Source organism: Sphingobium sp. CFD-2, from assembly GCF_024611135.1.
GTDB lineage: Bacteria > Pseudomonadota > Alphaproteobacteria > Sphingomonadales > Sphingomonadaceae > Sphingobium > Sphingobium fuliginis.
The window spans coordinates 608,729-633,936 of record NZ_CP084406.1 but is presented as its reverse complement, the minus strand read 5'-3'; the positions used below and the strand labels follow the sequence as shown (position 1 = coordinate 633,936).

Annotated in this window: 24 protein-coding genes; 11 read left to right on the top strand and 13 right to left on the bottom strand. The window is 65.0% G+C overall.

Annotated elements, in window-relative coordinates:
• The first annotated feature begins 258 nt into the window (after positions 1-258).
• Entirely contained in the window at positions 259-1,551 is a 1,293-nt protein-coding gene (locus LDB29_RS23160; RefSeq protein ID WP_099187094.1) for a cytochrome P450, read from the top strand.
• A gap of 45 nt (positions 1,552-1,596) precedes the next feature.
• On the opposite strand, the gene LDB29_RS23155 is transcribed toward LDB29_RS23160, so the two are convergent.
• Positions 1,597-2,349 (bottom strand): enoyl-CoA hydratase/isomerase family protein, encoded by a 753-nt coding sequence (locus tag LDB29_RS23155; protein ID WP_257557136.1) that lies wholly within the window; start codon positions 2,347-2,349, stop codon positions 1,597-1,599.
• Between the two features lie 90 nt (positions 2,350-2,439).
• Here LDB29_RS23155 and LDB29_RS23150 point away from each other — a divergent pair, with 90 nt between their 5' ends.
• From LDB29_RS23150 to LDB29_RS23120, 7 genes are all read left to right on the top strand, one after another.
• A complete protein-coding gene (locus LDB29_RS23150; protein WP_257557134.1) occupies positions 2,440-3,576 on the top strand; it encodes a serine hydrolase in 1,137 nt (378 codons plus the stop codon).
• Entirely contained in the window at positions 3,573-5,168 is a 1,596-nt protein-coding gene (locus LDB29_RS23145) for a GMC family oxidoreductase (protein WP_257557133.1), read from the top strand. The genes LDB29_RS23150 and LDB29_RS23145 overlap by 4 nt, the downstream gene beginning before the upstream one ends.
• A gap of 43 nt (positions 5,169-5,211) precedes the next feature.
• Entirely contained in the window at positions 5,212-5,826 is a 615-nt protein-coding gene (locus LDB29_RS23140) for a TetR/AcrR family transcriptional regulator (protein WP_025551994.1), read from the top strand.
• A gap of 54 nt (positions 5,827-5,880) precedes the next feature.
• Entirely contained in the window at positions 5,881-7,122 is a 1,242-nt protein-coding gene (locus tag LDB29_RS23135; RefSeq protein ID WP_257557132.1) for a cytochrome P450, read from the top strand.
• 21 nt (positions 7,123-7,143) lie between these two features.
• Positions 7,144-7,461, top strand: a complete 318-nt coding sequence (locus tag LDB29_RS23130) for a 2Fe-2S iron-sulfur cluster-binding protein (protein WP_257557131.1) — start codon at positions 7,144-7,146, stop codon at positions 7,459-7,461.
• Between the two features lie 134 nt (positions 7,462-7,595).
• Complete coding sequence (locus LDB29_RS23125; RefSeq protein ID WP_226869691.1) at positions 7,596-8,819, top strand: cytochrome P450; 1,224 nt, start codon at positions 7,596-7,598, stop codon at positions 8,817-8,819.
• 43 nt (positions 8,820-8,862) lie between these two features.
• The gene (locus tag LDB29_RS23120; RefSeq protein WP_257557130.1) at positions 8,863-9,384 is read left to right on the top strand and encodes a MarR family winged helix-turn-helix transcriptional regulator; all 522 of its coding nucleotides are present in this window, start codon (positions 8,863-8,865) and stop codon (positions 9,382-9,384) included.
• A gap of 181 nt (positions 9,385-9,565) precedes the next feature.
• On the opposite strand, the gene LDB29_RS23115 is transcribed toward LDB29_RS23120, so the two are convergent.
• Positions 9,566-10,540: an SDR family NAD(P)-dependent oxidoreductase gene (locus tag LDB29_RS23115; protein ID WP_257557129.1), complete on the bottom strand. Its 975-nt coding sequence runs from the start codon at positions 10,538-10,540 to the stop codon at positions 9,566-9,568.
• Here LDB29_RS23115 and LDB29_RS23110 point away from each other — a divergent pair.
• On the top strand, positions 10,539-10,712 hold the full coding sequence (locus LDB29_RS23110) for a hypothetical protein (RefSeq protein ID WP_257557128.1): 174 nt from the start codon (positions 10,539-10,541) through the stop codon (positions 10,710-10,712). The genes LDB29_RS23115 and LDB29_RS23110 overlap by 2 nt on opposite strands.
• On the opposite strand, the gene LDB29_RS23105 is transcribed toward LDB29_RS23110, so the two are convergent.
• A complete protein-coding gene (locus tag LDB29_RS23105) occupies positions 10,705-11,499 on the bottom strand; it encodes an SDR family NAD(P)-dependent oxidoreductase (RefSeq protein WP_257557127.1) in 795 nt (264 codons plus the stop codon). The genes LDB29_RS23110 and LDB29_RS23105 overlap by 8 nt on opposite strands.
• A gap of 11 nt (positions 11,500-11,510) precedes the next feature.
• Positions 11,511-12,125, bottom strand: coding sequence for an EthD family reductase (locus LDB29_RS23100; RefSeq protein WP_257557126.1), 615 nt, complete (start codon positions 12,123-12,125; stop codon positions 11,511-11,513).
• A gap of 83 nt (positions 12,126-12,208) precedes the next feature.
• Between LDB29_RS23100 and LDB29_RS23095 the strand changes: the two genes are divergently transcribed.
• Positions 12,209-12,838, top strand: a complete 630-nt coding sequence (locus LDB29_RS23095) for a TetR/AcrR family transcriptional regulator (RefSeq protein ID WP_061934486.1) — start codon at positions 12,209-12,211, stop codon at positions 12,836-12,838.
• Positions 12,839-12,968: 130 nt separating this feature from the next.
• Entirely contained in the window at positions 12,969-13,169 is a 201-nt protein-coding gene (locus LDB29_RS23090; RefSeq protein ID WP_257557122.1) for a hypothetical protein, read from the top strand.
• A 71-nt stretch (positions 13,170-13,240) separates the two neighbouring features.
• Here LDB29_RS23090 and istB read toward each other — a convergent pair whose 3' ends face one another.
• The 9 genes from istB to LDB29_RS23045 all read right to left on the bottom strand — a co-directional run bounded on the left by istB (position 13,241) and on the right by LDB29_RS23045 (position 25,205).
• Positions 13,241-14,008, bottom strand: a complete 768-nt coding sequence (gene istB, locus LDB29_RS23085; protein ID WP_054944222.1) for an IS21-like element helper ATPase IstB — start codon at positions 14,006-14,008, stop codon at positions 13,241-13,243.
• On the bottom strand, positions 14,005-15,501 hold the full coding sequence (gene istA, locus LDB29_RS23080) for an IS21 family transposase (protein ID WP_082430708.1): 1,497 nt from the start codon (positions 15,499-15,501) through the stop codon (positions 14,005-14,007). The genes istB and istA overlap by 4 nt, the downstream gene beginning before the upstream one ends.
• A gap of 55 nt (positions 15,502-15,556) precedes the next feature.
• Positions 15,557-16,279 carry a methyltransferase gene (locus LDB29_RS23075; protein WP_257557121.1) on the bottom strand — a complete coding sequence of 241 codons (723 nt, stop codon included), beginning with the start codon at positions 16,277-16,279 and terminating at the stop codon, positions 15,557-15,559.
• A complete protein-coding gene (locus LDB29_RS23070; protein ID WP_257557120.1) occupies positions 16,272-17,096 on the bottom strand; it encodes a cyanophycinase in 825 nt (274 codons plus the stop codon). Before LDB29_RS23070 ends, LDB29_RS23075 begins: the two co-directional genes overlap by 8 nt.
• Entirely contained in the window at positions 17,089-17,973 is an 885-nt protein-coding gene (locus LDB29_RS23065; RefSeq protein WP_257557118.1) for an isoaspartyl peptidase/L-asparaginase family protein, read from the bottom strand. The genes LDB29_RS23070 and LDB29_RS23065 overlap by 8 nt, the downstream gene beginning before the upstream one ends.
• Entirely contained in the window at positions 17,966-20,743 is a 2,778-nt protein-coding gene (gene cphA / locus LDB29_RS23060; protein ID WP_257557115.1) for a cyanophycin synthetase, read from the bottom strand. The genes LDB29_RS23065 and cphA overlap by 8 nt, the downstream gene beginning before the upstream one ends.
• 163 nt (positions 20,744-20,906) lie before the next feature.
• Complete coding sequence (locus tag LDB29_RS23055) at positions 20,907-22,379, bottom strand: aldehyde dehydrogenase (protein WP_257557113.1); 1,473 nt, start codon at positions 22,377-22,379, stop codon at positions 20,907-20,909.
• On the bottom strand, positions 22,376-23,797 hold the full coding sequence (locus LDB29_RS23050) for an MmgE/PrpD family protein (protein ID WP_257557110.1): 1,422 nt from the start codon (positions 23,795-23,797) through the stop codon (positions 22,376-22,378). The genes LDB29_RS23055 and LDB29_RS23050 overlap by 4 nt, the downstream gene beginning before the upstream one ends.
• Before the next feature lies 1 nt (position 23,798).
• Positions 23,799-25,205, bottom strand: coding sequence for an MmgE/PrpD family protein (locus LDB29_RS23045; protein WP_257557109.1), 1,407 nt, complete (start codon positions 25,203-25,205; stop codon positions 23,799-23,801).
• Positions 25,206-25,208: the final 3 nt, after the last annotated feature.

Sequence of the window (25,208 nt, the reverse complement as noted above, 5' to 3'; positions counted from 1 at the left end):
AAATCCACGAAAGTACGATAATATATCTTATGTTAAATCAAATCGCGGCCGCTTCCAGCCTGTTCGTCTTGCCCAGCTTCATGGCGGCGGGCTGCGTTTACCTGATGATGGGCCGCTATCCTCGACACAAGGACTAAGCGCTGTCCCACCAATGGCCGCCCGGAGACTCCACCGATAGTTAGGCCCCTAAAGGACTTTTCATTCAATCCCGGAACAGCACCCCTTATGCTTCCGTCCGGCATCATGACGGAGGATGGGATGACTGAAATCACCAGAGCGAAGACACAGGAGCCCAAGGAACGGCGGCTGAAGACTGCGGTCGATCATGTCTTCGATCCTTTGGACCCGGAAACGATCCGCAATCCTGGCCCCGCCTATTCGGCGCTTGCCGCCCAATGTCCCTTTTATCACTATAAGGGAGAGGAATATCAGTTCTACATCACCAGCGATTACAAGGAAATTCGCGACAAGATCCTGTCCGACAATCCCACATGGTCGTTCAAATGGGGCGATGCACCCATGGATTGGGAAGCGTTCAGCGATTTCGGGATATTGACCGATCCCCCCTTCCACCTCGAATATATCGCCGCCCTGCGCAAGGGGATGACGCCGGCCCGCATGCGCTATTATCTGCCGGAGGTGGAGGCGATTGCGGAAGATCTGGTCTCCGGACTGGAAAGTCGGGCGGACAAGCAGGGCAATTTCCACGATCTCTTCTGCCTCCCGCTGCCTGCCCGGACCATGTGTTTCATGCTGGGGGCTGACCAGGCGCTCCATGCCGATTACAAGCGCTGGGCGGATGAATTGCAGTCGCTGCTGTTCAACGACAGGAATCCGAACGCCGAACAGACGCTCATCGCGGAAATCCAGCCACATTTCATGGGCCTGATCGAAGCGCGCAGGCAATTATTGCGCGACGCGGGCATCGATGAACCGACCCATGAACATTGGGGAACGGTGCTGCCGTTCGACTATATCTCGCTCGGTCTCGTCAGCCGCGTGGAGGGTCGGCGCTTCAACGACATGGAATTGTTCCAGATCTGCACCGCGCTATTGACCGGAGGGCAGGAAACGACCACCAGCCTGCTCACCAATGTGGTTTGGCGGCTGCTGGAAGCCCCCGAACGGTGGGAGCGGTTGAAGGCCGAGCCGCATCTGGTGGAAAATGTGATCGAGGAAAGCCTGCGCTTCGACCCGCCGATCAATTCCCATTTCCGCACCAGCCTGTGCCCGGTACAGATGCATGGCGCGGAGCTGCCCGAACGCAGCAAGCTCATGTTCTCGATGATGGGGGCCAATCGCGACCCGGACATCTTCCCCGATCCCGACAGCTTCATCATGGATCGGCCGCTCAACCAGGTGAAGCGGCATTTGTCCTTCGGCTATGGCGTTCATTTCTGCCTGGGCGCGCCCATCGCCCGCCTGGAGGCGCAGGTCGGCTTGCGGAAGCTGGTCGAACGCCTGCCCGATCTGCGTCTGACGGGAAGTCCCGGGCGGATCGATAGCTGGATCTATTGGGGACAACGCCAACTGCCTGTCGCCTGGGACTGATCATGTCTTTTCGTGGACTGAATGGCGATGGACACGGTGCGGCGATCATCGCGCCTGTCCCTGCATCCCCGCAAGGATCGCCATGCCCTCCATGGCCAGTCCCTGATCCAGTTCCGCGGCCAGCCGCCCCTTGATCTCACGCGTAAGCAGCATGCGGGTATAGCGGTTGGCAATGGCGGGTCGCGCGGCAATCGTGCGGGCCAGTTCCCACGCGTGGGGCATAAGGGCTTCGGGCGACAGCACCTCCCCCACCAGGCCCAGCGACAGGGCTTCGGCCGCGCCGATCTCCTGCCCCGTCATCAGGAAATAACGGCCGCGGTTCGGCCCCAGCAGCATCGGCCAGATGCTGTGCACGCCGTCGCCCGGCACCACGCCGGCCAGCGCGTGCGGCCTGTCCGCAAAGACGGCCCCTTCGGCCGCCAGCACGACATCGGCCAGCAGCGCGATCTCCGCGTGGATGAAGGCGGGTCCGTTGACCGCAGCCAGCACCGGTATCTCGATCGCCAGCAGATTGTTGAGCAGCGCCCTGCCCTCGCGGAAGATCACGTCCCACGTCGCCGCGCCCATTTGCGGCATGTCGCAGTCCATGTCGAACTCCGCGCAGAAGCTGTCGCCCGTGCCGGTGATCAGCAGCACGCGCGCGTCGGGATCGGCGGCGACCTGCGCGAAGGCGATGCCCAATTCCCTGTGCAACCCGCCCCAGAGCGCCCATTTGGCCGGGCCGCCGCGATGGTGGATGCGCAATTCGACGATCCCGTCATCCTGCGTCATTATGATATTGTCGAACGCCTCGCCCATCGCTCTTCCCCTCGTCCTATTCCGTGCTATCAAGTACATACTTGATAACTGGCGCCGACGCCATGGCAAGCAGGAAAGGCGATTGGAAGGATGACGAAGGTCAACGACGCGGTTCAGGACGTGCTGGACCGGCTTGTCGCGGAGGGCAGGGAAATCGGCATTCAGGTCAGCGCCTGGCTGGGCGAGGAACAGATTGTCGACTGCTGGGCGGGCCTTGCCGATGCCGCCACGGGCAGGCCGGTCGACGGCGACACGCTGTTCAACGTCTATTCCGTGTCGAAGGCGGTGACCGCCACCGCCCTGCATATCCAGGCCGAGCGGGGCTTGGTCGAATATGATGCGCCCGTCGCCGCCTACTGGCCCGAATTCGCTCAGGCCGGAAAGGGCGACGTCACCCTCCGCCACGTCCTTTCCCATGTGTCTGGCGTGCTGCGCATGCCGCCCGATGTGACGCCCGAACTGATGACCAACTGGGACTGGATGTGCCGCCGCATCGCGGAGATGGAGGGGGTCTATCCCGCCGGCAGCCGTTCCTCCTACCAGTCGATGACCTTCGGCTGGATGGTGGGCGAAGTGGTGCGCCGGACCGATCCGAAACGCCGCCCCTTCGGCCAGTTCATCAAGGAGGAGATAGCGGACCCGCTGGGCGCCGCCGATCTGTGGATGGGCATAGCCGATGCCGTCGAACCCCGCATCGCCAGGCTGGACGCCGCCGCCGTCTATGTCGCCCCGGACAATAATATGATGCGGGAGGCGCAGCCCCTGATCGTCGACCTGATGCCCGATCCGTTCGAACGCCCCTATGTGCGCCGCGCCTGCATTCCGGCGGTCGGCGGCATCTTCAACGCGCGGAGCAACGCCCGTTTCTGGGCGATGCTGGCCAATGGCGGGCAGTTCAACGGCGTCCGCCTGCTGTCGGAGGAACGCGTCGCCAGCTTCGCCGCGCCGCGCCCGCATTTCAAGGACGCCGATCCCGTCTTCTTCGGCATGGTCGTGCCGATCGCCTGGTCCGGCTTCTGGCTGGGCGGCGCGGAAAATCCGCCCGTATCCGCCCCTCGCAACATGCGGGCGCTGTGCCATCCGGGCATGGGCGGCAATATCGGCTGGGCCGACCCCGACCTGAAGCTGGCGGTCGGCATCTGCCACAACCGCATGTTCGATACGGTCGATATTGCGGAAGACAGCCGCACCATCATTGGCGACGCCATCCGGGCGGCGCTCCGATGACCTATGATTATATCATCGTCGGCGGCGGCTCCGCCGGATGCGTGCTGGCCGACCGCCTGTCGGAAAATCCGGCTAACGGCGTGCTGCTGCTGGAGGCGGGGCCGGAGGACCGCAACCCTTTCATCCACATGCCGCGCGGCGCCGCAAAGCTCTACACCGACCCCCGCCATGTCTGGTATTTCCAGACCGAGGAGCATGAGGGCATTCCCGCCGAAACCTGGATACGCGGCAAGATGCTGGGCGGCTCCTCTTCCGTCAACGGCATGATGTATTTCCGCGGCCAGCCCGAAGATTATGACGGCTGGGAAGCGCTGGGCGCGAAAGGCTGGGGATGGAACCGGATCGGCGCGGCGTTCCGCGCCATGGAGGGGCATGAGCTGGGCGGCGACGCGCTGCGCGGGGGCGACGGGCCGCTGCGCATCTCGGTGGAACCGATGCGCGATCCGCTGACCGAAGCCTTCATCGCGGCGGGCGAGCAGATGGGCGTGCCCCGCGTCGACGATCTCAACCGGTCGGGCCGGGCCGGCGTGGGCTATACGCCGCGCACCATCTGGAAGGGCAAGCGGCAGAGCGCGGCCCAGACCTTTCTGAAACGGGCGCGGGGCCGATCCAATCTGCGCATCGTCACCGGCGCGATCGTCGACAAGGTCTTGTTCACCGGCCAGCGCGCAACCGGCGTCCGCGCCCATGTGAACGGCGTCGCCCGGGACTTCGCCAGCGGCCGCGACATCATCGTCAGCGCGGGCGCGCTGATGTCGCCGCAAATCCTCCAGCGCTCCGGCATCGGGGCGGCCGAACTGTTGCGCGACCTGGGCATTCCCGTCGTGGCCGACAGTCCGGGCGTGGGTGAACATATGCTGGAACACCGCCTGCTCTCCATGGTCTATGACCTTGCCGTTCCGCACAGCCACAACAAGGAACTGGCCGGCCTGAAACTGGTCGGCAATGTGCTGCGCTATTATCTGACCCGCACCGGGCCGATGGCGGCGGGCTACGGCAATGTCGGCGCCTTCGCGACCGTGCTGCCGGAATCGGAGACGCCCGACATAGAGATATTGCTTTCCCCCGCCGTCGCGGCGCCGGACGCCAAGGGCAATATGGTCGCGGATGCGGCGCACAGCATCACCCTGTTCGGCTATCCCTTGCGCTCGCGCAGCGAAGGGTCCGTGCGGATCACGGCGGCCGATCCCATGGCTCCGGCGAAGATCCGCGCGGGCTATCTGACCGATCCCTATGATTGCGCGGTCACGGTCGCAATGCACCGCTATCTGCGCGACTGGATGTCCCGTCCCGCCATCGCGCCGATGATCGCGGGGGAGCGCGAGCCGACCCGATCGCTCCGGACCGACGATGAAATCCTCTCGGCCTTCCGCCAGATCGGCCAGGCGGGCTATCACGCCTGCGGCACCTGCCGCATGGGCGATTTCGACGATGCGGTGCTGGACGAAAAACTGCGCGTGAAGGGTGTCGACGGCTTGCGCGTCATGGATGGATCGATCATGCCTATGATGGTTTCGGCCAATACCAACGGGCCGATCATGGCGTCGGCATGGAACGCGGCCGACATTATCCTGGAGGGGCGCAATCGCTAAAATCCTGACAGACGAAACCGCCTCCGCCGAAGATGGCGGGCGCATGCGGCGGCGGCGGCGCACGCGCGAGGATGTGGTCCAGCGCATCTGCGACGCAGCGCGGCAATTGTTCGCGGAGCGCGGCTATGGCGGCACCACCACGCGGGAGATCGCGCGTCTGGCCGACGTCAGCGAAACCCTGCTGTTCCGCTATTATGGCGACAAGGCGGGACTGTTCAATGAAGTGGTGATCGCGCCGTTCGACGCGCTGATGGCCGACTTCGTCGAACTCCATCCCGATCCCACCGCGCCATTCCCCAGGCAGGCGGAAACGCGCCGCTTCACCCGGCAGGTCTATGAATTGTTCGAAGGCAATGAGGCGATGTTCCGCGCCCTGCTGGCCGGACCGCCAAGCGGCGGCGAGGATGCGGCGCCGGGGCTGCGCGGCCTTGCGCCCTTTTTCCAGCAATCGGTCGATCAGGTCCGCCAACGCTATGCGCTGGCGGGGATCGATCCGCCCTTCGACCTTGGCATCGGCGTGCGTCTGGGCTTCGGCATGATCGCCGCCAGCGTGATCCTGCGCGACGCGCTCTTCCCCGATCCGCCGGGCCGTGAGGCCGTGTTGGACGTGCTGGAGCAACTGATCGCCCAGTCGCTGGTGGGGCCGCCCATCGATTGACAGCCCCGATGGCCGGACTTATGTAGCATATGCTTCATAGGAGAGATTCCGGCCATGGAACCCGCCGTCAGAATTCAGGAATATGACGATCCGAGCTACGATCCGTTCAGCGCGGACGACATCAATTTCGGGGACACGCTCGATCCCTATGCGAAGATCGCGAAATGGCGGGCGCAGACCCCGGTGCTGGAAGGCGATTACCGCCCCAAAATGGGCCTGCAATCCGCCACTTACCCGGATCGCAAAATGTTCACGATCGTCGGTTCGGACGAGATATTGACGGTCCTGACCGACACCGACCGCTTTTCCAACCATGGCTACAGGTTCAACATCGGGGAAACCTTCGGCCAGGGCAGCATCAGCGTCATGGACAATCCCGAACATGGCCGCTGGCGGAAGATCTTCCAGAAAATATTCCTGCCCCAATATGTGAAAACATGGGGTGAAACCATCGTCGATCCGGTGGTTCATAAATTGATGGGCAGGTTCATGGGCACCGGCCGCGCCGACATCATCGAACAATTCACCCTGCTTTATCCTTTCGAGGTGATCTATCAGCAGCTCGATCTCCCGGAATCGGACGTACGCACCTTCCAGCGGCTGGCCATTGGCCAGACCGACTATATGCACATCGACAAGGCGCAGGAGGCATCGCGCAAGCTGGGCGAATATTTCACCGCCCTGGTGGACGAACGGCGGCGCAATCCGGGCGACGATCTGGTCAGCCTGCTCGCCAATACCGAAGTGGATGGCGATTATCTGCCGCCGCTGGTGCTGATCTCCTTCCTGCGGCAATTGATGAACGCGGCGGGCGACACCACCTATCGCGGGACCAGCGTGCTGCTGACCGCGCTGCTGGAAAATCCCGACCAGCTCGACGCGATCCGGGAGGACCGAAAGCTCATTCCCGTCGCAATCGAGGAGGCGCTGCGCTGGGACGGCCCCGTCGCCGTGCAGCTTCGCATGGCGAAACAGGATGTGGTGCTTGCCGGCGTCGAAATTCCGGCCGGATCGCTGCTCGACGTGGTGGCGGGCGCCGCCAATCGCGACCCGGCGATCTTCCCCGATCCCGACAAGTTCGACATCTTCCGCGAGCGCAAGGCGCACTTCTCTTTCTCGCGCGGACCGCATATCTGCGTCGGCCAGCATCTGGCGCGGGTGGAGATGACCCGCGCGCTGCATGCGGTGCTGGATCATCTGCCCAATCTGCGCTTCGACCCCGACAAGCCGCGGCCCGAGATACGCGGTTCGATGATGCGCGTGCCCAGGCATCTCCATGTCCGCTTCGGCGACTGATCTTCATCCAGGGGACCCAATATGCCAAATGTGATCGTCACCACCCGCAATGGCGCGGAAAGGGAAATTGCCGCCGAAACCGGACTGTCCTTGATGGAAGCGATCCGCGATGCCGGGATCGACGAGATGCTGGCGCTTTGCGGAGGATGCTGTTCCTGCGCGACCTGCCATGTGAAGGTCGACCCGGCCTTCTTCGGGCTGTTGTCGACGGTCAGCGAGGATGAAAGCGACCTGCTGGACAGTTCCGAACATCGCGACGAATATTCGCGATTGTCCTGCCAGATCCCTCTCACGGCGGAGCTGGACGGCCTGCGCGTCGCGATTGCGCCGGAGGATTGAGGGGCGGCGACCGGCAGGAGCCGCGAACCATCGCATCTGTGAAATCCTGACCCATGCGCAGGCGCGGCCCTTGCCTCGCCTGCCCCCTGGGTCAAGACAGTTTCGGAGAGGGAAAACAGAGAATGAGCGCTGACATGACAAGCGTGGCTGAAGGCGAGCTGGCACCGCGTCCCGACCATGTACCGGCCGCGCTGGTGCGCGATTTCAACATCTACGATATTCCGGGGTCGGCAGAGGATGTGCAGGCGGCCTATGCCGCGATCCAGCAGGCCAATCCCGATATATTCTGGACCCCCCATAATGGCGGGCACTGGGTTGCAACCCGCAGCGACGACATCATCGCGATGCAGCGCGACTATCATCATTTCTCGCACAAACACATCGTCCTGCCCCCGATGCCGGAAGGCACGCCGCGCCAGATCCCGCTGGAGATGGACCCGCCCGAACATGCGCGATACCGGCGCCCGCTGATGCAGTCGCTGATGCCTGCCGTGGTCTCCGAACTGGAGAGCAAGGTGCGCGATGTCGCGGTGGAGGCGATAGAGCGCGTGCTGCCGCGGGGCGAATGCGAATTCATCGAGGATTTCGCCAAGATCCTCCCCATCCACGTCTTCCTGGAACTGGTCGATCTGCCGATCTCCGACAAGCATCGCCTGTTGCCGATCGCGGAACGTTCGGTGCGCGGCCACACCGCCGAAATACGGTTGCAGGCGCAGCAGGAAATGGGCGGTTATCTGATGGATGAAATTCGCGCCCGTCGCGACAATCCCGGAGAGGATTTGCTGAGCAAGCTGGTCAACGTCAATGTCGGTGAAGGTCGGATCTCCGAGATGGAGGCCGTCAGTTACGCAACGCTGGTGTTGTTCGGCGGGCTCGACACCGTGGCCGGCATGATCGGTTTCATCGCCCGTTTCCTGGCGCTGAATCCAGGTCATCGCCGTCAGTTGGTCGAGCGGCTGGATGATGAGGATTTCATCAAGCACGCGATTGAGGAGATGATTCGTCGCCACGGTCTGGCCAATACGTCCCGCGTGATCACCGAGAACCTCGAATATAAGGGCGTATATTTCCAGGCGGGCGACCGCATATTGCCCGCCAATCTCTGGGTCGGTACGGACGACCGGGTGAACGCAGATCCGCTGGTGGTGGATTTCAGCCGTGAAAAGCCGGTGCACGCGGCGTTCGGAAACGGAGCCCATGCCTGTCCGGGCGCAGTGCTGGCGCGGCGGGAAATTCGCATTTTCCTCCAGGAATGGCTGAGCCGCATTCCGGATTTCCGCATCAAGCCGGGGACGAAGCCGGTACTGGCGACGGGCATGGTCAACGGTGTGCTCAGTCTGGACCTGTGCTGGCCCTGAGCCGCCGTCGATAGCTTCCATGCCGGTGGAGGGCAGCGCGAACATGCCTCGCAAGCCTCTGGACCAACTCAACGCTGGCCGTTCCTTCTATGCACAGCGCATGCCCGAGATGGAGAGCGAGCATTTCGGGCCGCTCTGGCATCTGTTCACGGTCGGGCATCTGGTCACGACCGATCTGGACGGCATCGCGGGCAAGCTGGGATATAGTTTCGCTGATCTCGACCTTCTCGGCACGCTGGCGATCGATCAGGACATGCCGCACCGAGCGACCGATCTGGCCTCCACCCTCCATATATCCAATGCCGTGATCTCGACCAGGATCGCGCGCCTGGAAAAGGCGGGCTTGCTGAAGCGCCGGCGCAACCCGGAGGACCGACGGGCTTTCGACCTGGCGCTGACGCCGCCGGGACGCGCGCTCATCGAGCGAGCCATTGTCGACATTGCCGCGCAGTCGAAGCTGGTCCGCTTCTTCCGCCAACTCAGCCCCACCGACCGGCAGACCTTGTCCCGGCTGCTGGGCGACCTGCACCAGCGGTTCGACCGCGAATTCATCGGCGGGCTGTAGCACCGCCAGGTCTGGAGCGCGCTGCGCTGAATCGGACGCAGGTCGCGCGCTCCAAATTCCGTTTCCGCATCCTTTCGGGCGGAAAACCGGTTCTCGCCCTTCGACAGGCTCAGAACAGGCTTTTCCGCCCGATGCCTTAGCCCGATGCCCGGTCCGCCAGCGACCGCGAGGCATGTTCCGGTCAGATCAGGCCTTGGCGGCGCGCCGTTTTGGCAACGGCGGTGAATTCATCATAGACGGTCAGAGGTTCATGAACGATGGCGTCGTCCGTGACGCTGCCCCAGTGAGCGGCAATATCCTCCACGCTGGGCGGCATAGGCCCCATCGGCGCAACCCAGCCATCGGCGGCGCAGATGCGCACCTTCGCGTAACGGCCGCTATTCTGCGAATAGATGCCGTGGGTGGAAGTGCATTGTTCGCTGACCAGATATACTGCCAGCGGCGTATTGAACGCCACTTCGATGCGGCCATCGCTCGCGGCGTAATCGGCGCCTTGCACCGCCTCCGCAAAGGCGGGGATTTCCATGAAACCAGCGTCCATTTCCACTGCCAGCCGGGATTGCGCGGTGGGCAGCAGCAGGTTCGACGTGATGCCATAGGCCGATCCCTCTATGGCGACGATATGGCTGAGGCCCATGAGGCCGCCCTTTGCCGCCGCGTAATTGGCCTGCCAGGCGTGGCCGAACATGGCGGATGCCGAACCGGTGAAAAGGAACCGGCCGTAGCCGTTTCGACGCATTGCGCGATAGGCGGGCTGGGCGACATAGATGGCCCCTTTCAGATGCACGTCGATGATCGCGTCGATCTGCTCATCGGTCAGATCTTCGAACCGGCCATTGCGCAGGAAGCCTGCATTGTTGATGCAGATGTCGACCTTGCCGAAGGCATCTAGCGCGGTCTGGACAATGGCTGCACCTCCCTGTCGCGTCGACACGCTGTCGTAATTGGCGACCGCTTCCCCGCCCTTGCCGCGAATTTCCTGCACCACCAGGTCCGCCGCATTATGCGATTGTCCCTGCCCCGATCCGCTGCCTCCCAGATCGTTCACGACGACCTTCGCGCCGCGCCGGGCAAGCTCCAGCGCGTAATCCTTGCCCAAACCGTTGCCCGCGCCGGTGATGATCGCCACGCGGCCGTCGAAACGCAAATCGGTCATGTCCATCCTCTTCTTCCATTCTCTTTCGGCCCATGCGTTCGTCACGCGCGAACAGGCGGTCATCCACGGCGAGCGGCAGCCGGGGCGATCCTATCCCTTCGCCGGATCGGCGCCAGCATGGGGAAGAAAGATCGGCTATTCGATGAAAACAGGCGTCAGGGCACTCAGTTGACGCTCTGGACCTGACCGCCGTCCACGCGGACATTGGCGCCGGTCATGTATCCGGCATGCGGGCTCGCGATCATGCAGACGACATGGGCGATCTCCTCGACCCGGCCGATGCGGCCGACGGGGATCGGCGTCAACTCGCGAGCGGCGCGGGCTTCTGCTTCCTCCAGGGAAATGTCGCCCCAGCCCATGTTCCGCTTGAGATTGCCGAGCCATGCCTCGACCGCCGGAGTGAGGATCATGCCGGGGCTGACACTGTTCGCGGTGACGCCGCAGGGTCCCAGTGCCTTCGCCAGGCTGACGGTCATGTTCAGCATGGCCGCCTTGGCCGCGCCATAATCCGGGCCGAAGGCAATGGGCTGCGTGGCCGCGGCACTGGCGATGTTGATGATGCGGCCCCATCCTTTCGCCTGCATCGCGGGCAGAAGCCGCCGGATCAACCGCGCGGCGGCAATGGCGTTGAGCTGATAGGTACCCTCCCAACCCTCTTCGTCCACCTCCGTCCAATGCATGGCAGAGGTGCCCGCAGCGCCGCCGGCATTGTTCACCAATATGTCGACCTCCCCGGCCGCCTTCGCCACCGCGTCCGCCCCAGCATCGGTGGAAAGATCGCCAATCGCCACGCAGGCGCCGGGGCCAATCGAATCCGCCACGGCACGCGCCTTTTCCGCATCGCGGCCATGCACAATCACGGCGCAGCCTTCCGCCGCCAATAGTCGGGCTATGCCCGCGCCGATGCCGGAACTGCTGCCCGTCACCAGCGCGCGCCTGCCTGCCAGTCCAAGGTCCATGCCTGTCTCTCCTATGCTTTCACGATATGCTCGATGGCGATCATGGTCGCGTAATCGCTGACGAACTCGGCCACGTCCGCCGTAATCACGGCGATGTCCTCCGGGCTTCTGAACAACCCGTCGCGCAGCGCCGCTTCGCTTGGAAAATGAAGATGGGCCATGCCGAACCAGGGAACCGCCGGCGAAAAACGATCCTGCACATAGCGGTTCATGCCGACATGGATTTCGCAGGCGAGCGGGATATGTTCGTCCCAGTGCCGTTCCACATCCTGTCGCGGCAAAGCTTCGATGGCGCGGATGAAGGAAAGCTGGGAAAGGCCCGGCGTGATGCCGGTCGGCAAGGGCGCAGCCGCTGCCTTGCCGACGATCTGGGCGGAGGAGCGCACCTCCACCTCTTTCCAATCGGAGCGGATGCTGTGGGCATCGAGCGCGGCGTCGGACCAAAGTTCGATCACCGCATCGTAAACCGGCGGCGTCGGAACACCGCCGGGCTCAGCCGGAGCATTCAGCCCCTTATGCACGACGATCCGCTCGGCCGCCTTGGCCCAGGCCTGCGCCGCGGCCCATTCGGGCGCGGATGCGGCCATGACGGACCGCGGTCCGCGCAAAAGGATGACCCGCTTCATCTTGCCCTCTCCCTGATCGCTCTTGCGCGACCGACTCGCATTTAATAAAATAAACGGTATAGTTTTATTTCGATGGAGCAAGCGTGCCCGGCGAAGACATCACAAGACCGCGCCGGGGGAGGCCGACCAATGCGGATGCGCCGGTGCGCGAGGCCGAACTGATCGAGGCAGCGGCGCGCGCCTTTCTGATGCACGGCTATGCCGGCGCGAGCATGGACCATATCGCCGCCGTCGCCAGGGTCAGCAAGGCGACAATCTATGCCCGCTTCAACAACAAGGCCGCGCTGTTCGAGGCCGTCGCCCTCCACAGCGTCGCGTCCATGCGCAGCGATGTGCGAAGCATCGCGACCGAGGGGCGGGAACCCGCCGGGGTGCTGACGGACTTCGCCCTGCGCATCACCGGCGAAGTGGCGGAGGCGGAGCGGATCGCCCTGCTCCGTCTCGCCATCGCCGCGAAGGAACGCTTCCCCGACATAGCCAAGCGGCTGCACGGCCATATCGCTGATACGGTGGCGCCGATAACCGCCTATCTCACGCATTTGCGGGAGGCGGGGTACGAGATCGACGATCCCGCCCAACTGGCCCAGCACTTCATCAATCTGGCCAATGGGGGGCTGCGTTTCCTCCTGACCGACGACTTCACGGACGAGGCGTTTCGGCAGCAATGGGCGACCCGCGTGGTCGCATTGTTCCTGCGAGGGATAGAGCGCTGAGCGGCAGACGTCATCCATGTCGATAGGGACATGCATCAAGCATGCATTGTTTACGCGCTTCTCCCCCCTCCGATTGTCGACCTCGCGCTTTTCTGAGACGCCTGTGGGCGAGTGGGCGAGGAGACGGGATATGAGGCGCTGGCTGATCACAGGCATTTCGAGCGGCATCGGCGCGGCGTTGGCGAAAGCCGCTCTGGCGCGGGGCGACCATGTCACTGGCGCCGCCCGCGACGCGCAAGCGATCAGCGCATTCGAAGCGGAGGGCGCTGGCCGCACTGTCAACGGCGGAGTAAAAGTCGGCCATTGGGCGGCGCAAAATCAGGCCGGGTGATCCGTGTGCTGGCGAGCGCCGCGAGGGCGTAGCCCGAGTGGGGGTCGCCAACACACGGATGGTCTTTTCTGTCAGGGGTTGGAGCGTGCCTTGCGCGCCTGGCTTTGGGCCAGACGATAGCTCTCTCCGTTCATCTCGAGTATGGAGACGTGGTGGGTAAGCCGGTCGAGGAGCGCGCCTGTCAGGCGCTCGGAGCCGAACGTTTCGGTCCACTCGTCGAACGGCAAGTTGCTGGTGATCAGCGTCGAGCCGCGCTCGTAACGCTGCGAGATCAGCTCGAACAGCAGTTCCGCGCCGGTTTTCGAGAGCGGCACGAACCCCAGTTCATCGATGATGAGGAGCTTGTATCCGGCCATTTGCTTGTGGAGGCGCAGAAGGCGGCGTTCGTCGCGTGCCTCCATCATCGCGCTGACCAGCGCGGACGCGGTGGTGAAGCCGACCGTCAGGCCCTTCTGGCAGGCGGCAAGGCCGAGGCCGATCGCCACATGGGTCTTGCCGGTTCCCGAGGGACCAAGGGCTATGACGTTCTCGCGGCGGTTGATCCAGTCGCAGCGTGCCAGTTCCAGCACCTGCATCTTGTTGAGCTTGGGGATCGCGGCAAAGTCGAAGCTGTCGAGGCTCTTGGCGGCCGGGAACTTCGCAGCCTTGATCCGGCGCTCGACCATCCGGCGTTCCCGGTCGATCAGCTCCAGTTCGACAAGCCGGGCAAGGTAGCGGACGTGATCTGCGCCCTCGGCCGCGCATCGCCGGGCCAGCTTGTCATGCTCGCGCAGGAAGGTTGGTAGCTTGAGCGTCTTGAGGTGGCTGGCCAGTAACAGCTCGGGGGACGGACTGCTCATGCCGCATCCTTCGCATCGCCCGAGAGCAACTGCATGTAGGAGCGCGCCGATGTCGTCTCCACCCTGGCTCTGGGCAGATAGGGATAGATCGCCATGTCCAATCGGGGTGGTCGGCGCTCCACCCGGCACAGCAGGAGATGCTTCACGGCATCAAAGCCGATCGCCCCGATATCGAGAGCCTGCTTTACGGCCGCATGCAGATCGGCAAGCGTGAAGCTCTCCAGCAGACGCAGCACCTGCACATACTCGCGCCGACCATGCTTGCCCATACGAGCTTCCATGAGGCGGCGCAGCGTTGCAAACGCTTCGGGCAGGTGCCAGCCTTGCAGGGGCGCTGCCTGATCGAGCGCATTGATCTTCTGTTCGATCAGGGGAAGGTAATGGATGGGATCGAAGATCACGTCCTCGCGCTCGTAGCTGCGCACATGACGGGCAATGACCTCGCCCCGGCAGCCGATCACCACCTCGCCGACATAGCCCCGGATCCATACCTCCTGATGGCCGAAGCGCACCGGCACCGAGTAATCATTGGTCCGGTAACGCACCAGCGCCTGCGACGAGACCTGGCCGCTGGTCTGGTCACAAGCCTCGAACGGGGCAGCCGGCAGTTCCTGCATCGCCGCCAGATCGCGCTTCAGCCTCTCGCCGATCGTCTCGCTCTCGCCCCGCAGCCGGTCGTTCTGACGCTTGCGGCATTGCTCCTCGAGCCACAGGTTGAACGCCTCCCACGTCGCGAACCGGGGGATCGGCACCATGAAGTTGCGGCGAGCATAACCGACCAGCCCTTCAACACTGCCTTTGTCGTTCCCCCTGCCGGGACGGCCGTAACGATCGCGGATCAGGTAATGCGACAGGAAGCCGCTGAACAGCCGGGCGCGCTGCCTCGTGCCGTCGGGCAGGATCTTCGAGACCAGGCAGCGGTCGTTATCGTAGACGATCGACAGCGGCACCGCGCCGAAAAACGCGAAGGCGTGCACGTGGCCGTCCATCCATGCCTCGGCAACGGCAGCGGGATAGGCGCGCACGTAGCAGGCGTCGCTGTGCGGTAGATCGAGCACGAAGAAATGCGCCTTCTGCACAACACCGCCGATCTCGACCATGGCCTCACCAAAATCTGCCTGGGCATGGCCGGGCGCATGCGCCAGCGGCACGAACATCTCCCGGCTGCGCTGCTCGCGCTGTCGGATGTAATCCTTGATGATCGTGTAGCCGCCGGTGAAACCGTGCTCTTCGCGAAGGCGGTCAAATACCCGCTTCGCCGTATGACGCTGCTTGCGCGGAACCTGACGGTCACCATCAAGCCATGCATCGATGATCGGAACGAACGCTTCCAGCTTGGGCCGCCGCACCGCCGCCGTCCGGCGGTAACCGGGGGGCTCCGAATACGACAGCATCTTGCGGACCGTGTCGCGCGATACGTTGAAATGCTTCGCCGCCTCACGCTGGCTCATGCCGCCCGCGCAAGCAAGACGCACCTTCAGGTAAAGATCCACGGTATATATCTCCACGCCCTCCCTGCTCGCGCAAAGAAGGCAAAGTGGACGACTTTTACGCCGCCCGCAGCAGCACTTCGCCGCCGCCACCGTGGTCTAATTTTGCACCGCCGTTCTCAGCCACCGGGTCCAGCGTGTCGGCCAGCACATAGCCGGCGCCGAACCCGGCCACGCCCGCGTTGATCCGCGCGAAACGCAGGGCGGATGCGTTGACGTCGGTCATGACAATGCAGGCCTGGGGGCATGAGCGGGCAGCGGCAATGGCGCCGACCCCGGTACCGGCGCCCATATCCGCGATCCGCGCCCCTCGCCGCGCCGGGCGCATCGCAAGCTCCTGACGGATCAAGCGCGCGAACCGGTAACTGTCCGGGCCGAAGAACACGGCATCGCGATCCACCGTGGGGTAGCTGGAATGAAGGAACAGATCATCGTCCAGCGAGGAGACCCGCACGCGGCTCCTCATCATCCCGTCCGCCCGGTGCTCGACCATTTCCGCCCGCTTCAGGCAATCCATTACGGAGCGATCGAGAAGGTCGGGAGAGAAAGGCCGGTTCCACCCGAACACATCGCGCAGGTCACGCGCCGGACGGGCGGCGTCGCGCGCCAATATGCGCGAATGGGAAAGAGGCGTCGGCGTTACAAAGGCATAGCGCCGCTTCTTCAGAAGCAACAGGAGTTCGCGCAGCGCTTCTTCCTCCATGGCCGCATCTTCCGGCTTGCGCGCCAGCATGGCGGGAGGGGGAATTTCAGCCTTCCGGAAGGCAGAGAGATCATGCATGCGGAACCCCTGCCTGATTGGAACCTGGCGCTTCGGGGCAGCGCCGCTTGAGGTCGAAGCAGTCGCCCTGGCTCAGGACATGCAGGCGGACGTCATGCATGGACAGGGTGCGTTCCGGACTCGCTTCGGCAATATTGGAGTGGGTGACGCCGGAGCCGTCGACGATATAGACCGCCCCGGAACCGATCACGCAGAAACGGTGCCCCTGGACCAGGATGGCGGTATCCTCATCGATGCCGATGCCCAGCACGCGCGGATTTTGCGCTACCGCTCCCATCAGGCGGCCGATGCGTCCGCGCTCCGCGAAATGCTGGTCGATGATGACGTCGCGGATCAGACCCAGGCCGGGGGCCATGTGCAGGTCGCCGATGCGGTGCGATTCCTGGCTGCTGCCCTTGACCAGCATGGTCTCGCTCATCACCGATGCGCCGGCGGACGTTCCCGCCACCACGCCGCCTTCCAGATGAATCTGCCGGACCATCTTCTCCACCGGCGTGTCGCCGATCTGGCTGGAAATGCGCAGTTGATCCCCGCCGGTGAAGAAAATGCCCTTGGCATTTTCGAACAGGGTCGCCGCGCTGGATTCCAGCGTTTCGCCCCGTTCATGCACGTAAAGTTCCACCAGATCGTCAAGGCCCAGATCGCCAAAGGCCTTCCGGTAGGATTCGAAATAGCCGTCGGGCTGGTGGCTCGCCACCGTGGCGATCACCAGTTTCCCATCCTTCACCCGCTCGGCCACTTCCTTCAGGATGCGCTTTTCGCCTTCCTTGTCTTCGTGCCCGCCGATGATGATCAGCGGGCCTCCTTCCTCAGCCATCAAGCAGACCCTCCAGTTCCTGTCGGTGGACAGCGCCATGCGGCTCGGCAAGGCGGCTGCCGTGGATCGCGACCGCGAAATGGTCGCTGTTATGCGCGACGCCGAAACGCCCGTGGCGGTCGATCAGGATCGCGCCCCCTTCCCCGCCCACGCGGTCGAGCTGCGCAAGGCCGGTTTCGGCGGCGGCGCAGAGCGGTCCGGTTTGCAACGCGTGCATGACATGCGCGGCGATGGTCGTGCGGATGATCATTTCGCCGTCACCGGAAAGGGACACGCCGCCAATGCCGTCATCGGCATAAAGTCCGCAACCGGGAAGCGGCGAGTCCCCGATCCGGCCCGGATGCTTGCCCGGCAAACCCCCGGTCGATGTCCCGGCCGCGATATGCCCCTGCATGTCGATCGCGACGCAGCCGACGGTATCATGGGCCTTGGCATATTCCGATGCCATGCGGTCGGGCGCGATCATCTCGGCGGGATCGCACAGCGCTATCTGCTGCTCCTCCGCGAAGCGTTCCGCCCCCTCTCCAGCCAGCAGCACCGGCCGGGCCGGGATCAGAGCACGCGCGGCGACGATCGGGTTGCGGATGCGGCGGACGCCCGCGACAGCCCCCACCGAAAGGTCGCGGCCGTCCATGATCGCCGCGTCCATCTCGACCGCGCCGTCGGCGTTCAGGACGGAGCCGAAGCCGGCGTTGAAGATGCTGTCATTTTCAAGGACGCGAATGGCGGCCTCGACCGCCGCGACGGCGCAGCCGCCGAATTGCAGCACGATCGCGCCCGCCGCGGCGGCTGCCCGGCACCCTTCGCGGTTACGGTCGTGCAGCGCGACGTCGATCGTCTTCGCCCCGCCATGGACGATGAGGGCCCATTCAGACATGGGCCGGCACCATCTGCTCTCCGGCCGCCGCCGGCGAGCCGGATTGCTGTACCTGTCGCCAGACCTTTTCGACCGATGTGGGCAGGATCACCAGCAGGTCGCCGGGCCGGCCCTTGCACAGCACGGCCTCGACCGCCTCGAACTCATCCACGATCCGGTGGATGCGCTCGTTCGGCATGCCGGCCCTCAATGCGCCCTGGGACAACAGGGCATTGGTCTCGCCCCGGGGCCGGCCGCGTCCGTCCGGGGCCTCGCGGAATATGATCTCGTCGAAGACGCCGGCCGCGATCTGCCCCATCTCGACAATGTCGCAGTCGCGCCGGTCGCCGGGAATGCTCACCATCCCCACCGCGCGTCCATGGGCGCCGCGCAGCCGGTCGACCACCTGTCCCAGGGCGATCAGGCCGGCAGGATTATGGGCATAGTCGACGATGATGCGGATGCCGTCCCGCTCCATCATGTTGAGCCGCCCCGGCGACTCCTCGAAGCTGGAAGTGAAGGCGCGCAGCCCCTCGCGGATCGCGTCCAGCGGGACGCCATGGGCGAAGCACATCGCCACCGCCGCCAGCGCATTGGCGATGTTGAATTCCGCTATGCCGCCCAGCGTCGCCGGGATTTCCGACGCGGGCATCAGGGCGATCCGCTCCTCGCCGCGATGGATGACGATGGTGCCGCCCGTCTCGTCCGGATCGCGGGTGACCGCCAGGCCGCCCGCCAGCAGGTGACGGCGCAGCATTTCCGCCATGCGCGCGCCGCCTTCGAGCGAGAACCAGACGATCCGTCCCCGCGCATGGCGGGCGATGCGCCGGCACATGGGATCGTCGGCGTTCAGGATCGAAAATCCCCTGCGGGCGACATTCTCCACCACGACGCCCTTGACGTCGGCCAGCGCTTCCACGGTATCGATGCCCTTCAGACCCAGATGATCGGCGGTGACGTTGAGCACGGCGCCGACATCCGCCCCGTCATAACCCAGCCCCTCCCGCAATATGCCGCCGCGCGCCGTTTCCAGCACCGCCACATCGACGGAGGGGTTGCGCAGGACCATGCGCGCGCTGCGCGGGCCGCTGGCGTCCGCCTTCTTCAGCAGATGGCCGTTGAAATAGACGCCGGACGTGGTTGTCATGCCGACGTTCAGGCCATGCTGGCAGAGGATCCGCCCGACCATGCGCACCGTGGTCGACTTGCCGTTCGTCCCGGTGATGGCGAAGATCGGGATGCGGCTGGAGCGGCCACGCGGAAAGAGAGCGTCGATCACAGGACCGGCCACGTCGCGGGCCCTGCCGCTCGATGGTTCGAGGTGCATGCGGAAACCCGGCGCGGCGTTCAGCTCCACGATGCCGCCGCCCGTCTCCCGCACGGAGCGGGCTATGTCGGGCGACAGGAAATCGATCCCGCAAATGTCCAGTCCGGCAGCGGCGGCCGCCTGCTCGGCGATCAGGCGATTGTCCGGATGGATGTCGTCGGTCCGGTCCACCGCCGTTCCGCCGGTGGAAAGGTTCGCCGTGTCGCGCAGGCGAACCCTCTTGCCAACGCCTGGCACCGTTTCAAACGTCATGCCGTCTTTGGCGAGCAGGGCGATCATCGCATCGTCCGCGACGATACGGGTCAGCGCATTTTCATGCCCCTGCCCCCGCCGCGGATCGTCGTTCACCCGGTCGATAAGCTGGCCGATGGTGCTGAAGCCGTCACCCACGACTTCGGCGGGCATGCGCTGCGCCACGGCGACGACCTTCCCGGCCACCACCAGGATGCGGTGATCGTCGCCGGGCACCTGCTCCTCCACGATGACCCGGCGGCCATGCTGCCGGGCGCGCATCACCGCGGCGCGAAGCGCGGCCTCGTCCCGGACCTGCGTGGTGACGCCGCGTCCATGATTGCCGTCGAGCGGCTTCACCACCAGAGGCATGCGCAGCCGCCGCGCCGCGCCGACGGCTTCTTCCTCGGAACGCACGACCACGCCCCTGGGGACCGGCAGGCCGGCCTCGTCCAGCAGCTTCTTGGTCAGGCTCTTGTCGCCTGCGATGTCGACGGCGATCTGCGACGTGTCGCCGGTGATGCTTGCGCGGATGCGCTTCTGCCTGCTGCCATAGCCGAACTGGATCAGGCTCTGCTCGTTGAGGCGCGTGACCGGGATGCCCCTGCGCCGGGCTGCCGCCACAAGCGAGGCCGTGGTCGGACCCAGCGCGTTCCGGCGCAATATCTCCCGCAAGGACCGGATCAGGGTATCGGCATCCTGCGGATCGGCGGGCATCTGAACGCCCAGCTTCTCCAGCCCCTTCACCTCGCCCAGACCTTCCCGCAGCAGCGAAGCGACCAGTGCGATGGCGAAGGCGCCCGCCGCCATGCCGGCCTGTTCGTCGCCATAGGTGAAAAGGATGTTGTAGAACCCCGGCTTCCCCCTGACGGCGCGCGTCTTGCCCCGGCTCACCGGGCTTCCCGCCATGGTCTGGAGTTCCAGCGCCACATGTTCGATCACATGGCCGAGCCATGTCCCCTGATGCAGCCGCCGGACGAAACCGCCGGCCTGCCGATAGCTGCAACCATGATTGGCGAGCCCGGGCAGGCGGGCCAGCAACTGTTCGGTGAAAAGCGGCAGGCGATCGGTCGGCCATGCCTCCAGCCTGCCAAGGTCCACCTGAATGCGGACCATCGGCCGCATGCCGAAGATATGGGCGCCGCGATACAGGCTGCGCTCGACAACGGTCAGGCAGCGTCCCGACGCGACCGCACCGGGATCGGCGGTCGCGTGCTGGAATATCTCATTCATGAAGAAGCTCCACTGGGCTACCTGGCCGGCAGCTCCGATCCAACGGGCTCGGCCGACTTCCGTTCCAGCGGAATTGGGGATGAAGGGCAGGTTTAACTTATGTCATGTCGATTTCCCGGGACCGACAATTGTCCATCGACTTGCCCGCGGGTCTCGGTGGTCCTCAATCCGCAAATGGATCAGGCGGAATCGCGTGGGACAGATCGATGACGACCGTCTTGGTCTCGGTGAACTCCCGGATTGCGTCGAACCCGTTTTCGCGCCCGATCCCGCTCATCTTGTACCCGCCATAGGGCAGCATGAAGTGCACGGGGCGGAAAGTGTTGACCGATACGAGGCCGCTTTCGATGCGGGCGGCGACGCGATGGGCGCGGGACACATCCCTGGTCCACAAGCCGCCGACCAGCCCATAGCGCGTGTCGTTGGCAAGGGAGACGGCTTCTTCCTCGCCATCGAACGGCATGACCGCCGTCACCGGCCCGAATATCTCCTCCTGCGCCAGACGCGACCGGTTGTCGACATCGGCAAAGACGGTGGGCTGGACGAAATAGCCTCTTGAAAGGCCCTCCGGCCGTCCTCCTCCCGCCAGCAGGCGCGCGCCGCTTTCATGCCCCAGACCGATATAGGCTTCAGTCTTGTCCCGCTGTTCGGCGGAGGTCTGTGGCCCGATATGAGTGCGGGGATCGAAGGGCGGGCCAGGACGTATCCGCTTCGCCCGCTCAGCCAAGCCGGCCGCGAAACGTTCATAGATCGGCCGCTCCACGAAAATGCGCGATGCGGTGGAGCAGGACTGCCCGGTCGAGCGGAAGGCGCTGTGCGTCGCGACGGACAGCGCCCTGTCGAAATCCGCATCGGCAAAGACGATGAACGGAGACTTGCCGCCGCATTCGAAGGAGCAGCGCTTCAGGTTCGCACTCGCGCCCTGCATGATGCGGATCGCGGTTTCATGCGATCCGGTGAAGCTGACCTTCGCGACGCCGGGATGGGCGGAAAGCGCCGCGCCCACGGCGCCGTCGCCCGGCAGCACATTGACGACGCCGGCGGGGAAGCCCGCTTCTTCCGCCAGCGCCGCCAGAGCGAGCAGGCTGGCCGGAGTCTGCTCCGCGGGCTTCAGGATCATGGCGTTGCCGGCGGCAAGGCCCGGCCCCAGCTTCCATGAGGCGAGCGAAATGGGGGAATTCCACGGCAGGATCGCCGCCACCACGCCGATCGGCTCCAGCCTGGTATAAGCCAGCGCGTCGGGCCGATAGGGTATCTGCTCCCCATTCACCTTGTCCGCTGCCCCGGCGAAGAAGGTCAGCCAGTCCGCCGCCCGCTGCACCTCGCCCAGCGTGTCGCGCAGCGGCTTGCCATTGTCGCGGCTCTCAATCTCGGCCAGCCGGGCGGCGTCGCGGCGGACCAGGTCCGCGAACCGGGCGATCAGCGCGCCGCGTTCGGTCGGCGCGGTGCGGCCCCATGGACCGGCCATGGCGGCGCGGGCGGCGGCGACCGCATCCTCGACATCGGCCGCATCGGCGGACGCGACCTCCGCCCAGACATTCTCGGTGGAAGGATCGATGCTCGCGATCCGGCCCGCGGCGCGGGGCGCGACCCATTCGCCGCCGATGAACAGCCGGTCGAACCGCTCCACGCTCATGACGCCTGACGCAGCGTTTCGACCGCCCGGATAGGACGCAGCATGTCCGACAGGGACTCCGCCTCGGGCGTTTCGCCCATGGCTTCGGCCACCGACACGGCGCCATCCCCGAAATGCCAGCGCGTGTTGCGCTCGAACTTCGCCAGCACGTCGGCGCGGGACAGGGCCGCTTCCGGCGATCCGGGATGATAGGGCACATGCTTGAAATAGCGGCGCCCCGCCGCCTGCACGGTCAGCCGCGCCGGGCAATGGGCCGGATAGTCGGACTCGGGATCGACCGACGCCTCGATCTTCTGCGCGAGGGTGAGGATGCGATCATCGTCCAGCCGCTCGGCCAGGAAGGTCTCCAGCCCGACATCGCCATCGACCAAAGCCGCCGCGACCCCGAAGAACAGGCTGAACCGGCCTTCATGGGGGGTCTTCGGCGCTTTCTTGCGGTCGCGGGGTTCGGTGACGAGCGTCAGGCCCGGCTCCGCGAGCTGGCAATGCACGCTCTCGATCTCCGCCACCGTCACCCCATCGCGGGCAAAGTCGGCCAGCACCTGCTTCGATGCCTCGATGAAGGCGTGCAGCAACTGGCAGCAGGGATAGGGCTTGTAGGCGGTTTCCGGCAGGTACCAGCGCGTGCCCAGCCCCTCGGCAGCGCGGGCGAAGTCGAGTTGGCCGCTGATCGGGGTGAGGTGCGTTTCGAAGAAGCCGAACTTGCCCTCGAACACCGTGTCGGGACCGGTGATCCCCGCCATGGCGAGGTCGATGGCCAACATGCCCGCATGCGCGCCCCAGCCGCCGTGCAATATCTTGGAGGTCGAGCCAGTACGGGTCGATTCCTGAATGCCTGAGGCGAAGGTGCCCGCAATGCCCATGGCGTCCGCGATCTGCCCCGGCGTCGCTCCGCGCAGCCGCCCGATGGCCGCCGCCACGCCGAAGGAGCCGATCAGCGAACTGGTATGATAGCCGCGCTCCAGGAAGCGGTCGCCGGCCACGAAGCCCAGCCGGATCATCACCTCATAGCCGACCACGGCCGCGTCGACGGCCGCCGCGAGGGACAGGCCCTCCGCCTCCGCCGCCGCCAGCACGGCGGGCACGACGGTCGATCCGGGACGGGCCAGCGAGGAGCCATGCTTGTCGTCCATCTCCAGCGCCTGGGCCAGCGATCCGTTGACCAGCGCCGCCAGTTCGGCGCGGGCCTGCCCGTCGAAGCCGAAGAGGGAGGCGGCCTTCACATCGCCCTTTCCCTTGGCCCATTGCGCCACGAGACGCCCGAAGGCCGCGCCGCTTTCCTCCTTGGGATTGGCCCCGGCGATGGACACGCCGATCGAGTCGATCATGTGCCAGCGCGCCGCCTCCCGCACTTCGGGCGGCATCCCGGCCGAAGGGAAATGCGCGGCGAATTCACCGAATGTCTGCGATAATGTCATGTCAGCGGACCTGTTGCAGCGCGGCGCCAAGGGCGATGGCGGGCGCTTCCTCATTTTCCAGATTGTCGATGATGCGTTCGATCTCGGCCACGGCTTCCCCGGTCAGTTGACGGCTGGCGAGATCGCGGAATTTCTCCTTCAGCACCTCGTCCGACATCGGATTGCGCCAATGGCCGCTGCGATAGGTCTGCTCGTGGAAATGCTCGGTCCCGTCCTTCATCGTCACGGTGACGCGGACGGCGCGCATCTGGTGCTTCTCGCGCGCGTCCAGTTCGGGATCGACATAGACTTCGATCCGGTTGGCAAGGTCGATGATCTTCGGATCGGTCAGCTTTTCGTCCGTATATTGGTCGATGAAGGCATTGCCCTCCAGCAGCGTCACCGCGCCGGTATAGGGCAGGTTCATCTGCGCGCTGATCGTCTCGCCATTGGGGACATAGGGCCAGCCGCAATGGACGAAGACCATCTCGGTCGTGCCGACGCGGACCTTCTCCACATCCTCGCCCCGGATGCCCGCCTTTTCCCGAATGGCGCGCAGGGCGTCCACTGTGGTCTGGCTGCTGGCGAGCGAGGAATAGCGCTTGAAGCCGTTGCGGCGCATCTCCCAATCGGTGCCCAGGCCGTCGGTGGCGAAGCTCAGATCATATTCGGCGGAGTAAGTGGAGCAGAAGCCGCCATAGGGCGCCTCCAGCACGTCGCGCACGCCGGTCAGCCCCTCGCGGGCGCAGAGCGCGGCGATGATGCCGTTCTGCGACGCCTTGCCGGAATGGAAGCGCTTGGCCATCGCGCCGAATTGCGACGCCATCAGCCCCGCCGCCTGGCTGCCCGCCAGGCCCAGCGCGCTCACATATCGGTCGGTGTCGAGGTCCAGCAGCTTGGCGATGGCGGCCGCCGAACCGAAGGTGCTGGTAAGGCCGCAGGGATGGAACCCGCGATGGAAGGCCGACGGGCTGACCGTGTTGCCGATGCGCGTGCCCAGTTCATAGCCCGCGACGGTGGCGCGGATCATGTCCTTGCCGGTGAAGGCGCCGAACGCCCCCTCCGAACAGGCGATCACGGCGGGGACGACGCCCGCGCCATAATGCGACATGGACTGGTCGTGGCAATCGTCCAGCTCATAACCCTGCGCCGCCGTGCCGTTGATGAAGGCGGCGCCGAGCGGATCGGCCTTGACCTTCATGCCCCAGGCGCTGGCGCTGGGCTTCTGGCCCAGAAGGGCGACGGTGCGGACCACCGCCTGCACCCAGGGGGTCGGCGCGCCGAACACGGCGCAGCCCAGGCTGTCGCGTATGCACTGCTTGGCGTTCAGGATCAGGTCGTCGGGAATGTCCCGATATTGCAGGGTCGCGGCGAAATCCGCGATGTCGCGGGTTGCGCCGGGGACGACGAATTTGCTGGGTGCGTTCATGGA

What these genes read in the sequence shown, in the direction of transcription:
- LDB29_RS23160 (WP_099187094.1), top strand. Translation starts at nt 259, where the DNA reads ATGACTGAAATCACCAGAGCGAAGACACAGGAGCCCAAGGAACGGCGG.
- LDB29_RS23155 (WP_257557136.1), bottom strand. Translation starts at nt 2,349, where the DNA reads ATGGGCGAGGCGTTCGACAATATCATAATGACGCAGGATGACGGGATC.
- LDB29_RS23150 (WP_257557134.1), top strand. Translation starts at nt 2,440, where the DNA reads ATGACGAAGGTCAACGACGCGGTTCAGGACGTGCTGGACCGGCTTGTC.
- LDB29_RS23145 (WP_257557133.1), top strand. Translation starts at nt 3,573, where the DNA reads ATGACCTATGATTATATCATCGTCGGCGGCGGCTCCGCCGGATGCGTG.
- LDB29_RS23140 (WP_025551994.1), top strand. Translation starts at nt 5,212, where the DNA reads ATGCGGCGGCGGCGGCGCACGCGCGAGGATGTGGTCCAGCGCATCTGC.
- LDB29_RS23135 (WP_257557132.1), top strand. Translation starts at nt 5,881, where the DNA reads ATGGAACCCGCCGTCAGAATTCAGGAATATGACGATCCGAGCTACGAT.
- LDB29_RS23130 (WP_257557131.1), top strand. Translation starts at nt 7,144, where the DNA reads ATGCCAAATGTGATCGTCACCACCCGCAATGGCGCGGAAAGGGAAATT.
- LDB29_RS23125 (WP_226869691.1), top strand. Translation starts at nt 7,596, where the DNA reads ATGACAAGCGTGGCTGAAGGCGAGCTGGCACCGCGTCCCGACCATGTA.
- LDB29_RS23120 (WP_257557130.1), top strand. Translation starts at nt 8,863, where the DNA reads ATGCCTCGCAAGCCTCTGGACCAACTCAACGCTGGCCGTTCCTTCTAT.
- LDB29_RS23110 (WP_257557128.1), top strand. Translation starts at nt 10,539, where the DNA reads ATGTCCATCCTCTTCTTCCATTCTCTTTCGGCCCATGCGTTCGTCACG.
- LDB29_RS23115 (WP_257557129.1), bottom strand. Translation starts at nt 10,540, where the DNA reads ATGACCGATTTGCGTTTCGACGGCCGCGTGGCGATCATCACCGGCGCG.
- LDB29_RS23105 (WP_257557127.1), bottom strand. Translation starts at nt 11,499, where the DNA reads ATGGACCTTGGACTGGCAGGCAGGCGCGCGCTGGTGACGGGCAGCAGT.
- LDB29_RS23100 (WP_257557126.1), bottom strand. Translation starts at nt 12,125, where the DNA reads ATGAAGCGGGTCATCCTTTTGCGCGGACCGCGGTCCGTCATGGCCGCA.
- LDB29_RS23090 (WP_257557122.1), top strand. Translation starts at nt 12,969, where the DNA reads ATGAGGCGCTGGCTGATCACAGGCATTTCGAGCGGCATCGGCGCGGCG.
- istB (WP_054944222.1), bottom strand. Translation starts at nt 14,008, where the DNA reads ATGAGCAGTCCGTCCCCCGAGCTGTTACTGGCCAGCCACCTCAAGACG.
- LDB29_RS23075 (WP_257557121.1), bottom strand. Translation starts at nt 16,279, where the DNA reads ATGCATGATCTCTCTGCCTTCCGGAAGGCTGAAATTCCCCCTCCCGCC.
- LDB29_RS23070 (WP_257557120.1), bottom strand. Translation starts at nt 17,096, where the DNA reads ATGGCTGAGGAAGGAGGCCCGCTGATCATCATCGGCGGGCACGAAGAC.
- LDB29_RS23065 (WP_257557118.1), bottom strand. Translation starts at nt 17,973, where the DNA reads ATGTCTGAATGGGCCCTCATCGTCCATGGCGGGGCGAAGACGATCGAC.
- cphA (WP_257557115.1), bottom strand. Translation starts at nt 20,743, where the DNA reads ATGAATGAGATATTCCAGCACGCGACCGCCGATCCCGGTGCGGTCGCG.
- LDB29_RS23055 (WP_257557113.1), bottom strand. Translation starts at nt 22,379, where the DNA reads ATGAGCGTGGAGCGGTTCGACCGGCTGTTCATCGGCGGCGAATGGGTC.
- LDB29_RS23050 (WP_257557110.1), bottom strand. Translation starts at nt 23,797, where the DNA reads ATGACATTATCGCAGACATTCGGTGAATTCGCCGCGCATTTCCCTTCG.
- LDB29_RS23045 (WP_257557109.1), bottom strand. Translation starts at nt 25,205, where the DNA reads ATGAACGCACCCAGCAAATTCGTCGTCCCCGGCGCAACCCGCGACATC.